The organism is Phytomonospora endophytica, assembly GCF_014202425.1.
GTDB lineage: Bacteria > Actinomycetota > Actinomycetes > Mycobacteriales > Micromonosporaceae > Phytomonospora > Phytomonospora endophytica.
Genome location: NZ_JACHGT010000015.1, coordinates 161,778 through 182,296, shown reverse-complemented (window position 1 = coordinate 182,296; position 20,519 = coordinate 161,778). Strand labels below are relative to the sequence as shown.

Genomic DNA, 20,519 nt, shown 5'->3' with positions numbered 1-20,519 from the left:
ATGATGGGCTCTGTTCGAGCCCCTGGCGATGTGAAGGAGAAGCACTCGTGGCGATCACCGCAGTCGTGTTCGACGTTGGCGAGACCCTGCTCGACGACACCCGCGAGTTCGCAGCGTGGGCCGACTGGATCGGCGTCCCCCGCCACACCTTCTCCGCCGTCCTCGGCGCGGTCACCGCCGAAGGCCGCAACAACGCCGAGACCTTCCAGTACTTCCGCCCCGGCTTCGACCTGGCCGCCGAACGCCAGAAGCGCGAAGACGCCGGCCTCGGCGAACAGATCAGCGAGACCGACCTCTACCCCGACGCGCGCCCCGCCCTAGCCGAACTACAGGCCCGCGGATTGTGGGGCGGCATCGCCGGCAATCAAACCGCCCGCGCCGCGCAGCTTCTCGCCGACCTGAACCTCCCAGTCGACGCCATCGCCACCTCCGGACAGTGGGGCGTCGCCAAACCCGACCAGGACTTCTTCGCCCACGTCGCCGAACTTGCCGGTGCCGACCGCGGCAGCATCCTCTACGTCGGCGACCACCGTGACAACGACGTAATTCCCGCCCACGAAGCCGGACTCCGGACAGCCTTGATCCGGCGTGGTCCCTGGGGCTTCATGTGGGCTGACGATCCGATCGTCACCGCCACCGCCGACTACGTGATCTCCTCGCTCACCGAGCTGCCTGACCTTCTCTGTCCGGGAACCTGACCCAGCCACTGCGCGAACTCCGTCAACGGCATGGACCGCCGACCCCGGACGAGACTCCCGACCAGTTCGAGCACCTCAGTGTTGGTGCGGATCTGCTCAGGTGCGGTCAATCGCGCCTGCTGCAAGGCCTCAAGCGCCCGAGGCACAGCGTCGCCAAGAGCAAAGGCACGGGCTGCATCGGCGAAGAAGTGCGACCGTCGCTCGGCTGGAAGAGTCTCCGGCGGTGTCCACGTCCCAGCGATCGCGAGCGCGGTCTCGACGTCCTGAAGCTCGACAGCCAGGGTCAGCCGGTGGATCTGTACCGAGGCGGGTCCGAATACCGTCCCGCGATAGATGCCTTCCGACAAGCCGCCCGCAACATCCAGCGCTTCATTCACGTGCGCCATCGCCCGAACTGCGTCCCCGCCGCGGCCGGCCAACACCGCCGCCCGCATGTGCAGCGCCCCGTAGGCAGCCGCCGATCCCCGTGACGCCTCTGGCAGTAGCTGGTCGGCCGCGCGCTCCATTACTCGCCGGCCTGTGGCGTAGTCGCCAGAGGCGAAGAACATCTCACCGCGCACATACGCCGCGGTCGCCACGGCCAAGGGATCGCCCGACTCAGCCGCCGCCCACGTCATCAACCCGATGATCCGAGCAGACAGATCGAACAACCCCAGCTTGTCGGCAATCGCATCCGCGGCCCGATACGCCTGCACCAGCAACTTCGCCGCTTCGGCCCGCCGCTGCCCAGTCTGCGCCATCATCGCTCGGGTCAACTCCGGGAGCAGGCCGGGCAACACCCGGCCGAGCTGCTCGTAGCGGGAATCGAGACGAAGCCGAACCACCGCGCTGACGTCGGTGCTGAGCGCGCCCAACGAGCGAGTCGCGCCGTCGGCAGGACAGTCGTAGGCATCGAGGACGATTCGCAGGCTGGTGAGGGATTCTGGAGACGACGTCACCTGCGCCCTTGTTGGAACGGGAAATGCTGCGCCTCGCACTTCAGAGCCGATGGCTCGGCCAGCGAGGCCGCACAGCTCAGGTGGGATCTCGAGCCCGTCAACGATTCGAGCAATCACATCGAACGTCGTGATCACTCGGCGACCCTGCGCCACCTCCCGAATCCGGAACTCGCCCAGCCCAGTCGCGCGAGCCAGCGCCGCAACCGACCACCCCGAACCTCGAAGGAATCGGAACACCACACCGAAATCACGACGGGCCAGAGCATCGGCTAGTGGTTTCCCCTCAAACGTCCTCGCCCACCAACTGCCTGGTGGGATGACAGGAGCGGCCATCGGCGATCCCTCCCCGCCCAGCCCGGAACATCCACATCGGACGTTACCGGAGAGACGCCGTGCCCGGCGTGCACGCGAGCAGTCTCAAAGAGAAATCTTTACCGATTCGGAGGTCAGCGCAGAACCGAAGCCGCCTACCTGCCGCAGCAGCAGCAGCAGCAGCAGCAGCCGAGGATCACGACAGCTGCGCCGAAGGCAAGCAGAGCACAGCAGGATGCAATGATGCCGGGAACGCCCCCGGCGACTCATGCCCCGCGCCGGGGGCTCAAGCACGCGTCCCCGGCACCAGGCGCCTCACGGCAAACGAACGGCGCGCACGGCCGAAGGCGACGGCCGGCACGTGCGCTCACTTCAACAAGAAGCCCAGCTTGTCGAAGTACTCGATGCGGCCGTGAATTGCTGCAGAGAAGTGCTGCCAATCGAGGCTGGGGACTGGCTCGTTGGGCTTCATTTCCTCTGGGGACGAGGTGACGTAGCAAACCGCGTCGTAGATGCGTTCGGTGTTCAAGCGTTCAAGGAAGATCGCGCAACGTTCGCCGTATGAGAGTCCTTGCCACATCTCCTCGACGGGAAATGCACCTTTGTCGATGCGCACTGGGCTCTGGGACCCATCTTCGTCCTGTAGGAGGAAGAAGTAACCAAGCCAGGGCAGCTCGCCCGGGTACAGTTCGGCGGCGGCCGCACGACGAGTGTCGGCTGCGCTTCCGAGCGCCTCCTCGATCCTGTTGCTGTAGTTGTTGCCGAAGGACGGACCGCCGAGAGCCTTGAACTCGAAGGCGGCTACCAAGGTGTTGTTGTGGACGATCACGACGTCCCACAGCTTCTGTGGTCGGTAGTAGCCCGGCAGGACCAGGTTCTTCCTCTTGTTGATGTGCACCGAGGAAGGCGGGAATCCGGCATCGAGAAAGAACTTTGCTAGCAGCGCGGAAAGTCCGTCGAAGTGCTTGCCGCCGCGGACCGAACCAGCGGTCCCCGATCCGACCTTGTCCTTGACCGCCGAGACCATGTGTTGTGCGTTCTTGACGTTCCAATAGGCCGCGACAGCATCTTCGAAGTCTTGCCGGGTGACCGCCAACACGTCCTCCTAGTCCGGTAGTTCACTGAGCCCATACGCGCGTAGTGCCGCCACGGTGGCAGCTTCGGCGTCACGTCGTTCGAACGCATCAGCGAGAGCGGCGCGATCGTCCACTGTAATCAGTGCAGGGTCGGGAACACGGATCTTGCGGAGGTACTGGGCCTGGAACCGGAGAGTTCCACCACGCATCTTCACCGCGTGGGCGCTCACGAAGGCCTCGGCGACCCGTGAGAGCAGTAGCCCGCCGAGGACGCGCAGGTCCCATGTGTCGGACACGATGAAATACAGGTTGTGGTGCGGATACGCGGTTCCGTCGTCGAGAACCGGGTGGATGTTGACCTTCATGTCGGGGAACAGCAACTTGGGGCGGCTGGTCAGCGTGTGGTCGACCTTGTCGATGGTCTTGTACCAGCGGCTTGGTTGCTTGACGGCGACGTAGCGCCCTCGGAGACTGAGGTCGTGCTTCTTGAAGTAGGCCGCGAGCCGCGGGTGGGTGGAAAGATCGACGAGTTGACCCTCAGGGGTCCAGGGGTTGACCAGATAGGTTCCGCCCCAGGTGAACTCTCCGGTCTTGGTGTCGCGAACCATCGCCATGGGCAGAAGCCGGTCGGGTTCTACCAGTTGGGGATCGCTGGTGAGAAAGACCTTGTCGGCTCCGGTTGCGATGCCGATGCCGACCTTCGTTCCTGTCGTCTTGTCTTCGAGCAGACCGAAGCGGTCGGCGAGGTCTTCCAGCATTGCCAGGCGGGCAGGGGAGGCCGCTGGCCACGAGTCATCGCCAGGAAACCAGTGGGGCAAACGCGCGGCGTGGTACGACGACGTTGCGACTAGTTGCTCGGTCTCGTCGAGCATCCAGGAGCGGAACTCCTCGGCGGAGCCTGCTCCGAAACTCTTCGTGGTGTCGGCTGCGACTGCCACACCTTGCTTCCTGTTGCTGATGACCGTGATCGCTGGGTAGGCGGCTACTTGTTCACCGAAGGCGTCGACATCGTGCATCGTCAAGACCAGGTCCATGCTGAACCGACTGGTGACGAGCTCGCGCAGCAGTCGACCGTACTGGTTGCGCATCCACCGGTCGGCGCAGATGAACCCAAGGCGGCCACCTGGATTAAGGCTGCGCAGCGCGCGTTCGTAGAAACCAACATAGATGTCGGCGCGACCACCCATGGTGGGGCAGGCCTGGCGGTAGGCGCCCATACGGCTGTCGGGCACGTCCTCAAGTCGGATGTAAGGCGGGTTGCCCACCACGAAGTCGACGTTCTCGGCAACCCCACGACGCAGGAGGTAATCGCCCTGGTTAACCCAGGCACCAACAACCGCTTCAACGTGCTCAGCCTCCCAACCATCACTCGTCAGCTGCGCAGCCACGATTTCACGGCTCAGCTTTACATTCCGGTCAAGGAGGTCGAAAGCCTCAACAGCACCAACCGCATCAAGCAGGGGCCGGTCGTACATCCGGCATGACCGAACCAGGCGCTCAACGATCGGACCGAGGAACGCACCTCCGCCACAGGCCGGTTCGACGATCACTGAGGCTGCGAGGTCCTTGTCGGGCGTGTATCCGACCAGGTCAAGGAGGAGTTCAACTACCCACCGGCGAGTGAACACCTCACCGTGCTCGACGGCATCAGACAGCGTGTCAGGCAGATCGAGCAGCTCAAGGTCGAACAATCCACGAGTTCCCACGGCATGACCATAGCCGCCACCTAGGTGACCATGACGCACCTGAGCCGCACCCGACCACCTGCGTCTACCAATCGTCGAGGGCAGTGCCACATTAGGGCCGGCTACGGGCGACCGAGGAGTGCTGTCACCGAGCGTGGCCGGTCACTCTGAACCGCCACCGCACTGCCTAAACTCGTCGACTGGAGACGTCACCACCAGCGGAGGCGGTCAACTACCATCTCGGACACGCCTGCGGCCTGTGACTGAGCCCATCTAGACTTGCCAGAACCGCACCAAGAGGTCCGAGTCGTCACTCAACCTTGCGCACACCGCGGAAATCACGGAGAGGGCTGCGATGGAAGGATGTTGTCATGGTCCTTCGGGTGGGAGTCAAAGCCCTCAAAGCCAGACGGGGTCAGCTGCGTGACTCCGCGAACTCGATCGACTCGACCGACCTGCCCAGCGACGTAGCAACGACCGGTCTCTTGTTGTTCTACGCCGCCGAATGTGGACTCAAGGAGCGACTACTCGTGCGGCGAGGGCTTCGCGACTCTTCGTCCTTGGAACCAACACATGATCTGCGTCAGTTGGCCAAGGAACTGCGGCTCCCAGCCGTCATTGATACGCGACTCGCGCGGCTTCAGAGTTGCAGGCTGCACCCGCCCACGCACGGTTCAGTCGCCCTGACTGATCTGCATCAGGCGTGGCGCTATGGCGCAAGACTGTCTTCATCGGATGAACACGAAGCCCAAGAAGCACTTCGAGCTTTGATCAGTTGGTGTGAGCAGGACTTCTAGGAGCGGAGCACAGGACGATGGGTGAAGTAACACACCTGGAGGGTCTGACCCCTCCGGAACACCTGTTCACATGGGTGGATGTGGACGAACACCTCGCTCTTCTGGCGACTGCTGGCCGGTGGCCCCAATGGCTACACGCAGCGGACGGTTGGTGGGATGGGCTCAAGCTGGTCGTTTCCCCTACCGTGGATGCTGCAGGAGTCCGACAATGGCTCGAAGAAGCGTTCGGAGCAGGTTCGACTGAATGGCTTGGCGACACTCTTGTCCTAGCACTCGATGATCCACGGACCACAGCCTTTGTCGGTATGCCCGTCATGCTCAGTTTCGAACCGGACGGCGTGGCCGCCTCGCGCCGAGTCCCTCTACTGCGAGAGAAGCACATCACCTCGCAACTGGCAAATGCACTTGAACGACCCATCGAGGACCGCTTTCCCAACGATGTACAGCTGGTGGCGTTCCACTCGTTCAAAGGTGGGGTTGGCCGCACAGTCCATGCGGTTGCCCTGGCCGATGCCATGGCTCGACACGGTAGCAGCGTCCTATTGATCGACGCTGATCTCGAAGCTCCTGGAATCACATGGATGCACAGAGCACAGGGCGGCCAGATCGACTTCGGGTTCGAGGACCTGCTGGCGCTCTTGCAGGGAGCTGAGGACGGAAGCGAGTCAGCGGCACTGGATATTGCCGTCTCGTATCTCCCGAATCAGCAGGTCGGAAGGTACACCGGCGGAGGACGAGTAACTTTGGTCCCAGCCAGTCGAAGGTCACTACTCGGCCCACCTCGCATCGATCCAGCAGATTTGCTTACTCCGAACCGGTCGCCGTATTACTTGACAGAGGCACTCGCCGCTCTCGCCGCTCGTGCCGGCGCGGACATTGTCGTTATCGATCTCCGGGCCGGAGCGACTGAGCTGTCTGCGCCAGTTCTGCTAGATCCTCGCGTTCAACGAGTCTTTGTAACAACTCTTAGTCACCAGTCACTCACGGGAACAGAGAAATTGCTCCGACAACTGGGACACAGGGCGCCAACTATACAGGGACTCGACCCGGCAAGCTCAGTGATCATCACTCAATACCGGCAGGATGTACACAACGACCAGGTCGAACGTGCATGTGACGAACTCGGCAGTGCACTATTTGCATCGCTAAGGAGAGCAAGCGATGCACCGGTTACGGATGCCGAGGACACTGACGAAGTTGACGCTGACCTCTTCTCCCGACCGCTACTTAGTCCTTTCCGAGAGGAACTACTTGCGCTCCCCGCCTCTTGGGACGCAGTTCTGCGAACTCTAGAGAACGGCAAGATTGCCGAGTCACTAGAGTCGATCATGCCAACTCCAGTCGCACCAGAGCCAACTGGGCCCAACGTAGCGTTGGCAGCCGTTGACCACTCCACGTTGCGCCGCCGGCTATCGGAAGTCGCCCGACGTTTGATATACGCCGAGCGAGAAGGCATGTCGTCGGCCAGCGGATTCCTTGTGACAGACCCGCTGCGAAGGCTATTGGGAGACCATCGGACGGAGCCGCCTATAGCACTGGTGGTGGGCGCCAAGGGAGCAGGCAAGACCTTCATGTACGCGAAGGCATGTGCAGCACAGTCCTGGAAGCGGTTCGCTGAGCAGTCCGGGATTGATGGCGTGCAACTGGCCATGCCTGTGATACCGGTACTGGAATCAGACAATCTGGAATACGACGACTTGACGACACAGGACCTGCGGGACAGGTTTGTGGCCGACAATAACGGGGAACTGAACCAGCCTGCATCCTCTCACGAATTGAAGGATCGGCTGAAAACAGGACTCTCTACTCTCGCCCCTCAAGACGAGCTCGGATGGCGGCATCTCTGGCTCGAGTGCCTGGCCGCCGCGGCGGGTGCTCTACCAGAGGACAACGGCGATCCGGAGGCCGCACTCGCTGAGCTTGGCAAGAGGGCGCGAGCAGTGTTCGTTATCGACGGCCTCGAGGACCTACTCCAGGCGCTGGACAACGAGTCGAAGTGTACGGCGCTTCGCGTGCTACTGATCGACGTGCTCGGCTGGTTGCGTTCGCTGAGAGGACGTCCATTTGGGCTAGTCGTCTTCGTCCGTCAGGACCTGGTGACGCGGGCGGTACGGCAGAACAGCGGCCAGCTCCTGGCACGGTATGAGCCCTACGCATTGCGCTGGGACAAAGAAGAGGCTCTGCGGCTCGCGCTATGGGTGACGGTCCACGCCAATGCGCTAGCCACCCGTATAGAAGAGTCTCGGATCACCGATCTGTCCTCCGATGAACTAGTGGAAAGCCTCATCCCGGTATGGGGCCGCAAGATGGGAACAGAGAAGTCCAGAGAAGCACGATCTCATCTCTGGGTACCCGCCGCACTCGGGGACTTCAACGACCAGGTGCAAGCGAGAGACGTAGTTGTATTTCTGTCCGAGGCAGCTGAGCTATCGATCCCTCAGACGACTTGGGAAGACCGCATACTCGCACCCAGCGCAATGCGCAAGGCGCTGCTAGCTTGCAGCAAGAACAAGATCGACTCGATTCAACAGGAGAACCAGGAAGTCGGTGAACTACTCAGCCGGCTGCAGCAAGTGCATCAGCCTGTGACAGTCCCTTTCGAGCTGAATGAAGTCGGGATCTCCATACGGAATGCGGACTTCCTTGTGGACTCCGGGGTATTCGCCCGCGGCAGCGATGGTCGCTACTGGGTAGCAGAGATCTACCGGCACGGACTGGGGTACGGCAGTGAACGCAGAGCGAAGGTGCTATGGAGGCGGTAGCACGAGAATGCGACCGTGAATCTGGGCTGAGCTAGGCGTTGGTCGTAGGTCTCCTCGACTCAGCATGGCGGTGCCAGCTGGAAGTCGGCTGCAACGACCAACCGTCCCCTGGTCGTTTTTGCTGATCTTCTTTGCTCGCTTCGCTCGCGGTGGGGGAAGACTCCGTCTCCACCCCACACCCCTCTGCTGAGGCTTCGCACCTAGACCCCGTCGCTGGGTTTCAGCGGTACGTGAGGTGCCCGGCCAAGCTGCTTGTGTTTCGCCGGCCCGGTACTCAGGCCAACTCACTTCACAAGATGATCCAATCGGCATTCGCCTGAACCACCCCCTTCCACGACCGGCTAAGACCGGCGCCCGCATGCGGAGAGCACCGTAGGTAGCACCTGATCCGCACGCCAGCCTGCGCAATCCCGGAGTGTCGCTGCAGATCCCGACGACCCGGCGGGCATAAGCTCGACTGAGCGGCCATGTGGAGGTCCGCAGTGATGGCTCATGACACCCGGTTGTCGGAGAGCTGCAAGAAGGGTGTGTTTGCCCGCTCTACGCTCATTGAGAACTCTCGTGTGCGGTTACATGCAGGGCACCTGAGGACGCTGGCCGGGCAGCAGGGAGTCCACCATGCCCCGATCCACGCGTACCCGTCTGGCCAAGCAACGCTCGGCCCGCTCCAGGGAGAACTACTCCACCGCTCGCTTCAGCGTGGGATGTCGCAACAACATCGGCCTCGACGACTGCACCCCCGCCCAGCTGGCACTGCGATACCTACTCGCTGCGTTCATCTTTGACACTGCGCCAGTCGGCACCGGCGGCCACAGCCTCAGCCCAAGTACGCTGACCTGCTACAGCATCACGCCATCTGCACGATTCGACGAGCTGGTGCTCGTCACCGATGCGCCCGACAACGTCACCGGCTACCTCGTCCCCACCGATCCTGAGTTCATCGGTATCCCCGGCCTGCGCATCGTGCACATCGAGCAGAGCGACTATCACATGCTCCACCTGCCCAGCGGTGCCCTGATGCGCGTCACGAGACGATCAACCGTCAAGGGCCGAAAGCTTCCGCCCCAAGGTCTTCGTGACACAGAACGAGGCTGGTGGACCCCGCAGCACCCGCTGTCAGCGGCAGAAGAACAAGCCATGGCGGCACACCGTTTGCCCAGCCTCGACGCACAGACTCTTCTCGCGGCACTCATCACCCGATGGAACTTCCGCGACCCCCACCAAACCTGGGCAGCCAGCTGGTTCTACGACCCCTTCGACAGGCCAGGTGACCATCAACACCGTGCATGGGGCGGACCCTACCGACGCCTCAAAGGCGCAGGAGACGACTGGCACCTCGAATGGAACCAATGCCCCGCCCATCCTGACATCGCCGCCATGCTCACCGATCCCATTGTCGGGTTGTCCGACACAATCGCGACAGTCCACAACAGTCACCACATCGAACTGTCATACAAGAGCGCCAAATTGAGCCTCTACCGCAAGCCGATACACGGACGCATCTGACCATCCAGCGAGGGGTCAGCATCTCCGGAGCCACCCGCGGCCGAAAAGGTGCCGGGTGGGACAGATGTCCCACCCGGCACCAGTGCGTGCGATGGCTTGAGCGACCACCTTAAGGCTTGGCTTGCTGTCGATGATCCAGCCGAGTACCAGAATCGAATCGAACCGACGTCCTAATTTCCAAACTGGATAATTACTCAACCTGTTCCGAGAACTACGGCCATTGCATAATGCCGGTTAGTGTCGTCGAGCTGCCCGGCGAGGTACAAAAAGATCATGGCTGCTTCCTCGCTACTATGCCGATTAGAAACATACTTCCACAGGTCATTCAGTACAGCACGGACGATCTCGCCAGCCATATCCGACACAAGCTCGTTCAATGCCACCTCGGCGGCCCCTAGGTGACCAGGCCCAGCCCATGCCTCGCGCATAATCGCGGCGATCACCCCGACTAGATTCTCTCGCAGATCAGCCTCCCCGAACGCCCCTTTGATCCCAACGAAAGCGGAGTGCAACCAGGCAGCCAGGCTTACCGGTGGAGCATTCCGCAGCGCCCGCCGCAAAACCAGTACTGAAGATTCAGGTTTCACCCATGCCGCCGCACGGCTAAGTACCACAGCGGCTGCGCGGGGTTCCCACTCATCTCCCGCCGCGAGGGAAAGCAACGATTGCTCATCAAAGGGAAGATCGACCACATACTCCCTCAAGAGAGCGAGGATGATCCGAGAAAAATTCTCCTCGTCAATTATATTTCTCTCGAGCGCCACGGAAATCAGCGATACGGTCCCAAACGTTCGAACTCCCAACCCATGGGCAAGACGACGCAATCCGAGATCATCACACCACAAGGCGGCATTCGCATGCTTGGCAGCATCCAAATTGAGAAGCCAAGGAGGCTCGCCGTTTGAGCTAATAGAATCAAGGTGAATCATTGCGGGATGCATGATGCGCCGTAGAGACCGAACCATATCCAGCATGGCCCTTACTTGCTTATGCTGGCGACGGCGGACATCATCCTCGATCCCCGCCGCAAAGATCTTACCGTGCTTAGAATCGAATCCTAGAGTTCCTGCAACCGGGAGGCTGAAGTAATCGTCAGCGGCCAACACGTCCGATATAGCAGCAGCCGTGGCGGCAGGCCTCCCGATTAGAGCGATAAGCGTCGACGCAACGTCAGGGATAAGAGCAAGGGTAAACAGTGCGCTTGCGTCCAGAATGCAACCTCGTGTCCGCATCTCTCTCGCGTGACCCAATTCGATATCGATATCTTGCTGGGCTACGGTGGCAATACGATGATAACCCAGAGGCCGGTACGGAAATATGGCTGCGTACGGTTTGCCGACGACACGATCGAGCAACCCGATTGGCGCGAGCTGATCAGAGATCATCTTCAGAACTCGTTCGTAGGTCGCGGCTTGCTCTTGCAAGATCGTCTCAATCTCCGCGAGAGGATGGTCATCTTCCGGCAAGGTGTATGCAGTAAAGTGCGTGCTTTCTGGATACAGTTCGAGGAAGGTCGACCAGGCCGCCGAGACTTCTCGACTCACATCGGCCGGCAGATCTGCATTATCGCGACGCATACTAATGGCATGGATAACCGCTGCATGAATATCCTCATCGTCCGGAAACGCCTGCAATTGTGACAGGCCAGTCCGCGCCATTTCTTCAGAATCAGAAAAGCGCCGGGCTAGTTCAAGTAGGAAGATCGCACGATGCTTCGTGGAGGCCCGCAAACTCCCAAGGCGCCGCAATGTTTCCCACGCTCGGCGGTCTTCTCCGTTGCGAAACTCAGCATAGGCGAGGCTCCAACGTGCGTCGTCGTCCTGCTCGTCGATCTCGAGAAGCCCGCGACAGACAGCTGCTAGCTTGGGCCAGTCCTTTAGGACTTCCTGAATCACCATAAGTCGACGAAGAACCGTCGCTCTACCAGCCCAGAGCCGCCCACTGTCAGCCAGAACCAACTGCGCTGCCTCCGCCGCGCGTTCCCACTCGCCAGCCTCCATATATGAGTCAATAGCCATCGAAAGCAGGCGCGGATTTTCCCACCGCTCCGTGGCGTCAATCAATACCTCGGCAGCCTCCAACGGTTTATCGTCAGCCCGCAGGAGTTCCGCACGACGAACCGAGGCAAGCTGAGTTTCACTTTCGAGCTGCCTTAGCAGCTCATCGGCATTCGAGCCTCTGACGGTCATGACTTGTTCGATGAGCCTGATCTCTTCAACCGCTGCAGACTGGCGTTGCTTCAGGGCCTCAATGGCGGCCTGGTTAGTCGATCCTTCTAGGGCAAGAGCACGCAAGGCTTGCACCTTGTCTTCATCGGATACTGACGCTGCAAGTACCTCTTCCCACTTCGCGATCGCGTCATTATTGTTCCCAACAGTGCTTTGACTGCTCGCTATTTCTGCTTCAATTAGCAATTTTGCAAGCCCATCATCGGTCGCATCAGCGATCTCACGGGCTTGGGAGAGCCGACCAGTCTGAGCTGCCGCTGCCGCTGCCATTGGCAGTACTCTCGGATCCCCTGCTTCTGCTTTTGTAGCAGTCCCCTCTGGCTCTGGACGCGTAATGCTCCAAACCTGTGGCATGTCATCTACGATGATCGCTGCTTGAGCAGCCGCAGCGACCGCCTCAGCGCTATCACCACGCCAGACACGACGAGAGTTCCGTGCCTGAAGAGCAAGGTCCAGGGCCCGAAAAGCATCCTTCCATCGGCTGTCGCCATTACCTCTGACCGACCGGTACCTGAGCAGTTGAGCCAGCTGGAGCAACAGACCAGCATGGGAGGTACTTGTGGCAATACGCTCGATTGCCAGGATTGCCTCGTCCTGGAGGCCCTGCCGCCAAGCTATCGATGCCGCGACACCGGCGGCGGCATCCTGCTCCCACGCCGTAGCTGCATTCCAGGTAACCAGATATTGAGATGCATCAGCATAGGCCCCTTGATGGCATCTCAAAGCGGCGTTCACCAGCGGGTACATAGGATCAATCTCAAGAGCGCTGTTCAGGTACTCAGCAGCGCGATTAGAATCTTCTCCCTCAACCTGCCAAACGATTTGCGCGCAGCGGAAGTGCCAATATGGCCGAGAACTAACTCCCAGCCCTAGGGCACGCTCAATAGACTCTATGGCTCCTATCGGTTGCCCGTATGCCCGGAGAAGTTCGGCGACAACCAGACAGCCTTGGGCGGAGAGCTCCGAAACCGCGGAGGGAACAGCGCGCGACCATTCGCCGGCGAGCTGCCTCGGGTCTACGTTTTCATCAGTGAAGGGCGCGATAAGATTCCACGTGCCAGCGCGATCCATGTCCGATTTCAGAAGTAGTTCGACGTACGGAGGCAAGCGCGAGAGCACACGCTCATCGTCCCTCAATTGACCGACTTCGATGGTGTCGAATCGCGACCCAATCCGCTCTTCCATTCCGATTAGATCGTCGGAAGATGCCGGATCTGGCCCTATTCGTTCATATATCGAATTGAATGTAGGAAGGGCGAACATGACGAGACCAAAGAGACCAAGCGCTATCAGTGGATGATCTCGTATCAATGAGAGCCAAGCGGGCGGGTTGGCCACGCTGCTCAAGTAATTGACCGCGATGGCCGCCACGAATCCGGCTGCCGTGAATGCGGCCGACATCGCAAATGATGGCAGAAAGCGCAACTTCGAACGTTTCGGCATGTCATTACCCCGTTCTAGGCTGTCCTATCGCACGCCGGGCAAACGAGATGATCGTGCAGACAGGCTCATCTACGAGCATAGGGCAGGAAGTAACTCGCGGACCGCGATCAAGTCGGCATCCACAAGGTTCGCCGACCTCGCTGAGCACCCACTCACCCGAACGGCTACCCGCCGCATACATTTACACGCTGACCTGAGAAAGATCCTCACGAGTACCGACGTGTCAGGCGGGTTCCCGTCGAGATGACCATGGCTATTGCCCTCGCGCATCTCGACAGGTTCACACTGACCGATCAAACAAGCGCCAGTGCCGCTGCGATGATCAGTCGCCCGTGGGTGTTTTCGCTGGTCAGCCCAGTTCCCATCTGCGACGTGTCCTGCCGGGGGCACCGCCCAAAGACCAGCAGAAACCCCGCCTGACCAGTGCGAACACTGGGAGGCGGGGTTTTTCGCGTGTAGGGGAAACGGACCAGCGCGCGACCCCGGAATCGCTAGGGGCGGCAACCTCTCTGGATCTACCCAGGCCGCCCGGTCGAGTGGTACGTGAGTTCGTGGCCCAGTTTGACCGTGTACCACTCAGCGCAACCGAGCCGTGCCGCCGACTCCGCGGGAGACATGAGCACTTCCCTGATCGTGTAGTGGAACGTCGTCATGTGAATCGACATCCACAGTTCCCCGGGGATGTCCCAGACTGCGAGTTCGGGCTCCCCAACTGGTTCCGTACGGCCGCCTCGGTCTCCAGGTACGACATATCGTCTCCGAGGCTGATCACCCGTGCGCGAACGACGACACCTCACCGATCTCCGCACCGCCGTCGAACCGGCAACCGAGAACGAGCCTGAAGAGCATGGCGAGCATCGGATCCGCTGCGTCGCCAAGCTCGGCGAACGCGGATGCGGGGTCGAACACCTGACCAAAGGTCGAATAGCCGACTTTGGGCTTTCCCGCACCGGCATTCACCGGCGGATGCGGCGTGTCGTAGTGTGAGCCTTCCCGATCGGTCAACGTCGCATACGCCGACCGGCTCGGAGCCGTCCAATCAGGATCGATGAACACCGGGTACTCCGTGGGCACGGAGGCGGACAGCGAAACCGGACACAGGTCCCCCTGGGCACTTGGCCGGGCACGATCAGCGACCAGTTTCGCGCCACAGTGGATCCGAGTCGACACAGTGACCAATCCATTGTTAATTCGTCATTGACGTTACGTCGGGCCGGTACCTCCGGGAATTCAGCGGTCAGAAGCGGCGTCTCGGTGGCCGAGCCCTGGCCAAGGAAACGCCCCCCGGTGGCACCCGCCGCACCCAGGCGCCACCGCGAGGCGTCGGTCAGTCCCCGTGCCAGCTGCGCCACAGGGCCGAGTAAGGGCCGCCGGCGGCGGTGAGTTCGGTGTGGCTGCCCAGTTCGACGATTCGTCCTTCCTCGATGACGGCTACGCGGTCGGCGTCGTGGGCGGTGTGGAGGCGGTGGGCGATCGCGATCACTGTTCGGCCTTCGAGGGCGGCGGCCAGGGAGGCCTCGGTTCTGCGGGCGGCGGTGGGGTCGAGCATCGAGGTGGCTTCGTCGAGGATCACGGTGTGGGGGTCGGCGAGCAGGACGCGGGCGAGGGCGAGTTGCTGGGCTTGGGCGGCGTCAAGGTCGAGGCGGTCGGTACCGAGTTCTGTGTCGAGGCCGTCGGGTAGGTTGGCCGCCCAGTCGGCCTCGACGGCCGCCAGGGCGCCGCGGAGTTCTTCGTCGTCGGCGTCCTTGGCGAGGGCGAGGTTGTCGCGGAGGGTGCCCCGGAAGACGTGGTGGTCCTGCGTCACCAGGGCGACCAGGGTGCGCAGCCGCTCCGGCCCGATCTCGCCGATGGGCGTCGACCCGAGGCGGACCGCGCCCGTGCGGGGGACGTCGATGCCTGCCAGGAGTCGCCCGAGGGTCGACTTCCCGGCGCCGGACGGCCCGACGATCGCGAGCCGCTCCCCCGGCCGGACGTCAAGGGTCACTCCCTTGAGGACGTCGGTGGCGCCGTCGTAGGCGTAGCTGACGTCGGCGGCCTCCAGACGGTCACCGTCGGGGACAGCGCCCGGACCGGTGGGGGTCCCCTTGACGAGGCCGAGACCTTCGACGCGGGCGTAGGAGGCCGCGCCTAGCTGGAGCTTCTCGGCCCACATCAGGATCCGGTCGAAGGGATCGACGAACTGCCGGACCAGCAGGGTCGCGGCGACGACCGCTCCGAGCGTCACCGCGTCGGCGAAGTACATGGCACCGCCGATGATCAGGATTCCCGCGATCGGCAGCGGGTAGGAGGCGTCGAGGGACGGGAACAGCACACTGCGCAGGAACAGCGTCCATCGGCGCGTACGGTAGGCGCGTTCGATCCCCGCCTCCCCCTCGGCCACGCGTCGCGGCCCGAGCCCGAAGGTCTCCATCGTGCGCGCGCCCTCGGCGGTCGCCACCAGTGTCTCGGTGACCGCCGAGTTCGCGTCGCCTTCGGCGAGGTAGCCCTCCCTGGCGCGCTTGAGGTACCAGCGGCTCCCGAGGTAGACGGTCGGCGCCATCAGGAACACGCACAGGCCGAGCACCGGGTCGAGCACGAACACCGTGGCGAGGATGACCAGGGTATTGATGACGGCGGTGAACATCTCCGGGATGGCGTCGCGCAGCATCGTGCCGACGGTCGCGACGTCCAGCGAGTTGCGGGTGACCAGGTCGCCGGTCCCGGCCTTCTCCACATCGGACAGCGGCAGGCGCAGCGCGCGGTCGACGAACTCCTCACGCAGCCGCGCCAGCGCGCGCTCCCCGAAGCGATGCCCGACGTAGCGCGAGTAGCGCACCAGCGCCATCTGCACCAGTACCGAGACCACGATCAGCCCGGCGAGGACGTCGACCTCGTCGATGCCCCCGCCCACCCGAACGCGGTCGATGAGCACGCCGAGCAGGAGCGGCGCGGCGACCCCGGCCGCCGCGGTGACGAGGTAGAGCACCAGCATTCCAGCCAGGGCCGGCCGCTCCGCCCTCAGCAGGCGCAGCAGCGCCCGCCGGACCTCGGCGCGTCCGGCGACGGGGAAACCTTGGTTCATCGCGCTTCTCCAATGCTGCGGTCGGTGAGCGCCCGGTAGGCGGGCGACTCGGTGAGCAGGTCGTGGTGGCCGCCGCTGGCGGCGACCTTCCCGTCGGCGAGCAGGATCGCGCGGTCGGCCCGGTCGAGGAACAGCGGCGAGGTGCTCACGACGACGGTCGTGCGTCCCGAACGCGCGGTCCGCAGCCGTGCGGCGATGGCCGCCTCGGTGTGCGAGTCGACCGCGGAGGTCGGTTCGACGAGGACGAGGACCTCGGGATCGGCGTGAACGGCGCGGGCGAGTCGCAGCCGCTGCCGCTGGCCGCCGGACAGCGTGCGCGCCTGGTTGCCGAGTTCGGTGTCGGCGCCTTCGGGGAGGGCGGCGACGATGTCCTCGGCGACGGCCGTGTGGAGGGCCGCGGTGACGTCTTCGCCGTCGCCTCCGAGGACGTGCCGGAGTGGCCCGCCGAACAGGTAGGCGCCGTCCTCGGCCACCAGGATCCGCTGCCGGACCTCCGCCAGCGGCATCAGGTCGAGCCGCACGCCGCCGAAGGTCGCGTCGGAGTCGGTGTGACGGCCGAGCCGGTCGGCGAGGGCACGTGCTTCGGCGGGGTCGGTGGCGGCCACGACGGTGAAGGCGCCGGCCTCCACCGTCAGGCCGGTGTCCGGGTCGTGCAGGTCGGCTTCTCCGACGGGGCCCGGGACGGTCTCGCCGGTGTCGGTCAGGTCGGGCCGCAGGTCGAGGATGGCGGTGACGCGCCGGGCGGCGACGATGCCCCGGATCCCCATGAGCACCGAGCCGAGGATCCAGTTCATCGGCAGCATCAGCATCGCGGTGTAGCCGTACACGGCGACCATCTGCCCGACGGTGAGGGTGCCGTCGGCGGTCAGCCGCGCCGCCAGCCACACGACGACGGCGAGGAACAGGCCGGGCAGCCCGGCTTCGAAGGACTTCACCCAGCTGGTGACCGCGCCGACGCGGTAGCCGTCGCGCAGGAGGTGCGCCGAGTCGGTCCGGTAGGCGGCGGCGAAACGCTTCTCGCCGCCGACGCCGCGCAGTACCCGCAGGCCGGCGACGATGTCGCCGGAGCGGGCGGTGAGTTCGCCCTGCCGTTCGCGGTAGCCGGTCTCGCGGCGCTGGACGCGGCCGAGCAGCGGGCCTACCGCGAGGACGATCAGGGGCGTGCCGACGAAGACAACGGCGCCGAGGACGGGTGAGATGGTGAACAGGAGCACGCCGACGACGATGAGCGCGGCGACCGAACCGATGCCGGGACCGGCCACGCCCATGCTCTCGCCGATCGCGGCGACGTCGGCACCGCCGACGTTGGCGACCTCGCCGCTGGAGACCTTGCGGGGAAGCGCGGCGCCCAGGCGGGCGATGTGCCGGGTCGTGAGCGCGACGGTCCGGTAGGTGGCGTCGATCTTGGCGAAGGTGAGGGCCCGCTGCTGGGCGACGATGATCGCGGCATTGGCCAGGCCGAGGGCGACCACGCCCGCCGACCACCAGGTGAGCGCCGTCCAGTCGCGCGGGACGAGACCGTCGTCGACGGCGTGGGCGACGAAGAAGGGCGGGAAGATCAGTCCGGTGATGGCGAGGCTGGTCAGGGCGGCGACGCCGAGGATCCGGCCCCGCTGGCGTGCGGCGAGCCACAGCAGGAACCGAAAGGGGCTGCGGGTGTCGGGCTCGCCCGAGCCGGGTCGAACGGGGTTGGAGGACATGGTGGTCCTGGTCCTTTCGGGGTCAGTGGGGGCGGTTGAGGCACACCAGGCGGAACTCGGAGGTGTAGGTGCCGCCGGGTCCTGGCAGCCACACGTCGTCGAGGTCGGGGAGCATCTCGCTGAAGCCGACCGCGCCCGCCTCGGGAGAGGCCGCGTCGGCGCGGGCGCTCTGCGCGAAGCACTCCACGAGCGCCGGACTGGTGAAGTCGAGGAAGCAGGGCTTGACCTCGCCGGTGAACTTGTAGAACACGCGCGGCGGGATGCCGTGTTCGGCGCGCCACGCCTGTGCGAGGCGGTACCGCTCCGAGGCGCGGGGATGGTGCGCCCAGTCGACGTCGGCGGCGTCGACGTGCCAGCTCTCGCGGTGCAGCACCAGGCGGTCGATCGACACCCTCGGGTTGTGGCGGGCCTTCGGCAGTGGGGCGAAGATGTTGGCGACCACCCACGACAGCTGCTCGTCGAGGACGTCCAGCAGCGCGAAACGCCGTCCGCCGAGCCGTTCACGGACGGTGGCCGTGTCCCCGTCGAGGTGGACGGTCATCGCCGCGGCGGGAAGGACCGGACCGGCGGCGCCGCCGGAGTCGTCGTGGAGGCACCAGTAGGTGTAGGCCGGCGACAGCAGCGCCGACGGGTACGCACGGGAACTGACCAGCGGCGATTCGCGGGTCGGCACGTAGAAGACGCGCCGATCTCCGTGGTCGGACTCCATTCCGCGCAACAGGCGAGCGGGATCGTCGTGCTGCTCGACGAACGGCCGCGCCTGCAAGGTGTTGTTCGACAGGTGCAGCTCGCCGAGGACGAAGGTGTGGTCACCGGACTCGATGGCCGCGACGTCGCGGGCCGCGATCATCAGGTCCGGCGACAGGTGCGTCGCGCCCGGCCACGGGGCCGGTGACGGCGGGAACGCCTCGGCCGCGGCCCGGGCGACGGACTCCCCGGCGACGTGGTGGCGCCGCGCGTCGCCGGGCAGGCCGAGGACCTTCGCCCACCGGTCCTGGAACTCGGTGATCACCTCGTCCAGCGGGGAATCCGCCCCCGACCACGGGGAGAGGACGGGTGTGGCGCGCGTCAGGAACTCGGTGAACGGCATCGACGACTCGCCGGTGCGGTCGCGGTGCCGGCGGAGGATCCCGGTGAGCCGGTCGAGGAGGGTCTCCCCCGACCGCGCCAGCAGCCAGGACGCCGAGTCGAGCACGATGCTCAAGGGCGGTGCCAGCGACTCCAGCAGCGCGCTGCCGAGCGTGACGTCGAGGTCCCTGCGGGCGTCTTCGTAGACGAGGGTGCGCCCGGCGTACATCTCCCCGTCGCGGCGACTGGACCGTGCCCCGGTCAGCTCCTCGAACACCGCCGACAGGCGACCGGACGCCTCGGCGACCGCGGTGGCGTCACCGCGCGCGGCGACGAGCCCGTCGCGGGCGGCGTCGAGGCGGTCGAGACGTGCCAGCGCGCCGGCGCGGGCGTCGGCATCGCCGACCTCGCCGAGGACCGCCCGCAGCCGCGCCTCCGGCCGGGCCTCGATCGGTCCGGTGAAGTCGGCCTGGACGATGCCCTCGGCCGCCCACGCGTCCAGCCGCGCCAGGATCCCGGCCTCGTCCCAGACGCCGTCGAGGAGCGTCGTGATCTCGCGGACGCTGCGCGACCCGTCGCACCAGCCGAGCAGCTCGACCTCCGCCGCGTCGAAGACGACCGGTCCACCGAAGGCGCGGTGTACGACCGGCGCGTCGAACAGGCAGGCCGCCGCGACCCGCGGCTTGAGCCACGGGCGCAGGGCGGGGTCGAGCGACAGCGTCCGGGCGAGTTCCTCGATCGCCCAGTTCTCGAAGTAGGTGGTGCGGGTGCGCAGCAGGCCGGGCCCGGCCGACACGGTCAGGCCGGGAGTCGTCTCGTCCCATGTGGCCCAGGCGACCGGGCCGTAGAAACCGATGGTGTCGTTCTTGGTGGCGTAGCGCTGCGCGTAGGCGGCCACCGCCCGCAGGTACCGGGACTTGCGCAGCTTGCGGTCGTCGTCCGAGGCGGCCAGCCGGCCCATCCAGTTGCGTTCGATCGACGGGTTCTGCCAGGCCACGGCCTCCCGGAACAAGGGGTCGTCCACAAAGGACCGCAGCACGGCGGTCGACCGCTCCTGCGCGGCGGCCCATCCGGACCCCGGGTCCGCGTCGGACACCGCGGCGGCCGCCGCGGTGTCGGCGAAGCGCGCGGCCGCCGACACCGGGAAACCTGCACTGCGCAGGGAGCATTCGCGCCACACGCACCAGGACGAGCCCGGAAACCGCACCAGGTGGGCGGGAAGATCGGACATGGTCGAGGGCTCCT

The 20,519-nt window shown here is 64.3% G+C and carries 11 protein-coding genes; 3 read left to right on the top strand and 8 right to left on the bottom strand.

Annotated features, from left to right (window positions below):
* Positions 1-47: 47 nt before the first annotated feature.
* Positions 48-698: an HAD family hydrolase gene (locus HNR73_RS29775; RefSeq protein ID WP_203686310.1), complete on the top strand. Its 651-nt coding sequence runs from the start codon at positions 48-50 to the stop codon at positions 696-698.
* On the opposite strand, the gene HNR73_RS29770 is transcribed toward HNR73_RS29775, so the two are convergent.
* From HNR73_RS29770 to HNR73_RS29760, 3 genes are all read right to left on the bottom strand, one after another.
* A complete protein-coding gene (locus HNR73_RS29770) occupies positions 644-1,771 on the bottom strand; it encodes a hypothetical protein (protein WP_184790988.1) in 1,128 nt (375 codons plus the stop codon). The two genes, HNR73_RS29775 and HNR73_RS29770, sit on opposite strands and share 55 nt — an antisense overlap.
* Before the next feature lie 544 nt (positions 1,772-2,315).
* Positions 2,316-3,047, bottom strand: coding sequence for a PaeR7I family type II restriction endonuclease (locus HNR73_RS29765; RefSeq protein WP_203686312.1), 732 nt, complete (start codon positions 3,045-3,047; stop codon positions 2,316-2,318).
* A gap of 6 nt (positions 3,048-3,053) precedes the next feature.
* Positions 3,054-4,730, bottom strand: a complete 1,677-nt coding sequence (locus HNR73_RS29760) for an Eco57I restriction-modification methylase domain-containing protein (RefSeq protein ID WP_184790987.1) — start codon at positions 4,728-4,730, stop codon at positions 3,054-3,056.
* A gap of 1,081 nt (positions 4,731-5,811) precedes the next feature.
* Here HNR73_RS29760 and HNR73_RS29755 point away from each other — a divergent pair.
* The gene (locus HNR73_RS29755) at positions 5,812-8,268 is read left to right on the top strand and encodes a KGGVGR-motif variant AAA ATPase (RefSeq protein WP_203686314.1); all 2,457 of its coding nucleotides are present in this window, start codon (positions 5,812-5,814) and stop codon (positions 8,266-8,268) included.
* A gap of 618 nt (positions 8,269-8,886) precedes the next feature.
* Complete coding sequence (locus tag HNR73_RS29750; RefSeq protein ID WP_184790985.1) at positions 8,887-9,774, top strand: hypothetical protein; 888 nt, start codon at positions 8,887-8,889, stop codon at positions 9,772-9,774.
* A gap of 194 nt (positions 9,775-9,968) precedes the next feature.
* Here the strand turns inward: HNR73_RS29750 and HNR73_RS29745 are convergent, their stop codons facing one another.
* The 5 genes from HNR73_RS29745 to HNR73_RS29725 all read right to left on the bottom strand — a co-directional run bounded on the left by HNR73_RS29745 (position 9,969) and on the right by HNR73_RS29725 (position 20,505).
* Positions 9,969-13,445, bottom strand: coding sequence for a PIN domain-containing protein (locus HNR73_RS29745; RefSeq protein ID WP_184790984.1), 3,477 nt, complete (start codon positions 13,443-13,445; stop codon positions 9,969-9,971).
* A 768-nt stretch (positions 13,446-14,213) separates the two neighbouring features.
* The gene (locus tag HNR73_RS29740; RefSeq protein WP_184790983.1) at positions 14,214-14,501 is read right to left on the bottom strand and encodes a hypothetical protein; all 288 of its coding nucleotides are present in this window, start codon (positions 14,499-14,501) and stop codon (positions 14,214-14,216) included.
* 271 nt (positions 14,502-14,772) lie between these two features.
* Positions 14,773-16,506 (bottom strand): ABC transporter ATP-binding protein, encoded by a 1,734-nt coding sequence (locus tag HNR73_RS29735; protein WP_184790982.1) that lies wholly within the window; start codon positions 16,504-16,506, stop codon positions 14,773-14,775.
* The gene (locus tag HNR73_RS29730) at positions 16,503-18,206 is read right to left on the bottom strand and encodes an ABC transporter ATP-binding protein (protein WP_184790981.1); all 1,704 of its coding nucleotides are present in this window, start codon (positions 18,204-18,206) and stop codon (positions 16,503-16,505) included. Before HNR73_RS29730 ends, HNR73_RS29735 begins: the two co-directional genes overlap by 4 nt.
* Before the next feature lie 22 nt (positions 18,207-18,228).
* Positions 18,229-20,505 carry a lantibiotic dehydratase gene (locus tag HNR73_RS29725; protein WP_184790980.1) on the bottom strand — a complete coding sequence of 759 codons (2,277 nt, stop codon included), beginning with the start codon at positions 20,503-20,505 and terminating at the stop codon, positions 18,229-18,231.
* Positions 20,506-20,519: the final 14 nt, after the last annotated feature.

Bases quoted from the DNA above. Each gene is read 5' to 3' on its own strand.
- HNR73_RS29755 (WP_203686314.1), top strand. From the start codon at position 5,812: ATGCCCGTCATGCTCAGTTTCGAACCGGACGGCGTGGCCGCCTCGCGC.
- HNR73_RS29750 (WP_184790985.1), top strand. From the start codon at position 8,887: ATGCCCCGATCCACGCGTACCCGTCTGGCCAAGCAACGCTCGGCCCGC.
- HNR73_RS29745 (WP_184790984.1), bottom strand. From the start codon at position 13,445: ATGCCGAAACGTTCGAAGTTGCGCTTTCTGCCATCATTTGCGATGTCG.
- HNR73_RS29735 (WP_184790982.1), bottom strand. From the start codon at position 16,506: ATGAACCAAGGTTTCCCCGTCGCCGGACGCGCCGAGGTCCGGCGGGCG.
- HNR73_RS29730 (WP_184790981.1), bottom strand. From the start codon at position 18,206: ATGTCCTCCAACCCCGTTCGACCCGGCTCGGGCGAGCCCGACACCCGC.
- HNR73_RS29725 (WP_184790980.1), bottom strand. From the start codon at position 20,505: ATGTCCGATCTTCCCGCCCACCTGGTGCGGTTTCCGGGCTCGTCCTGG.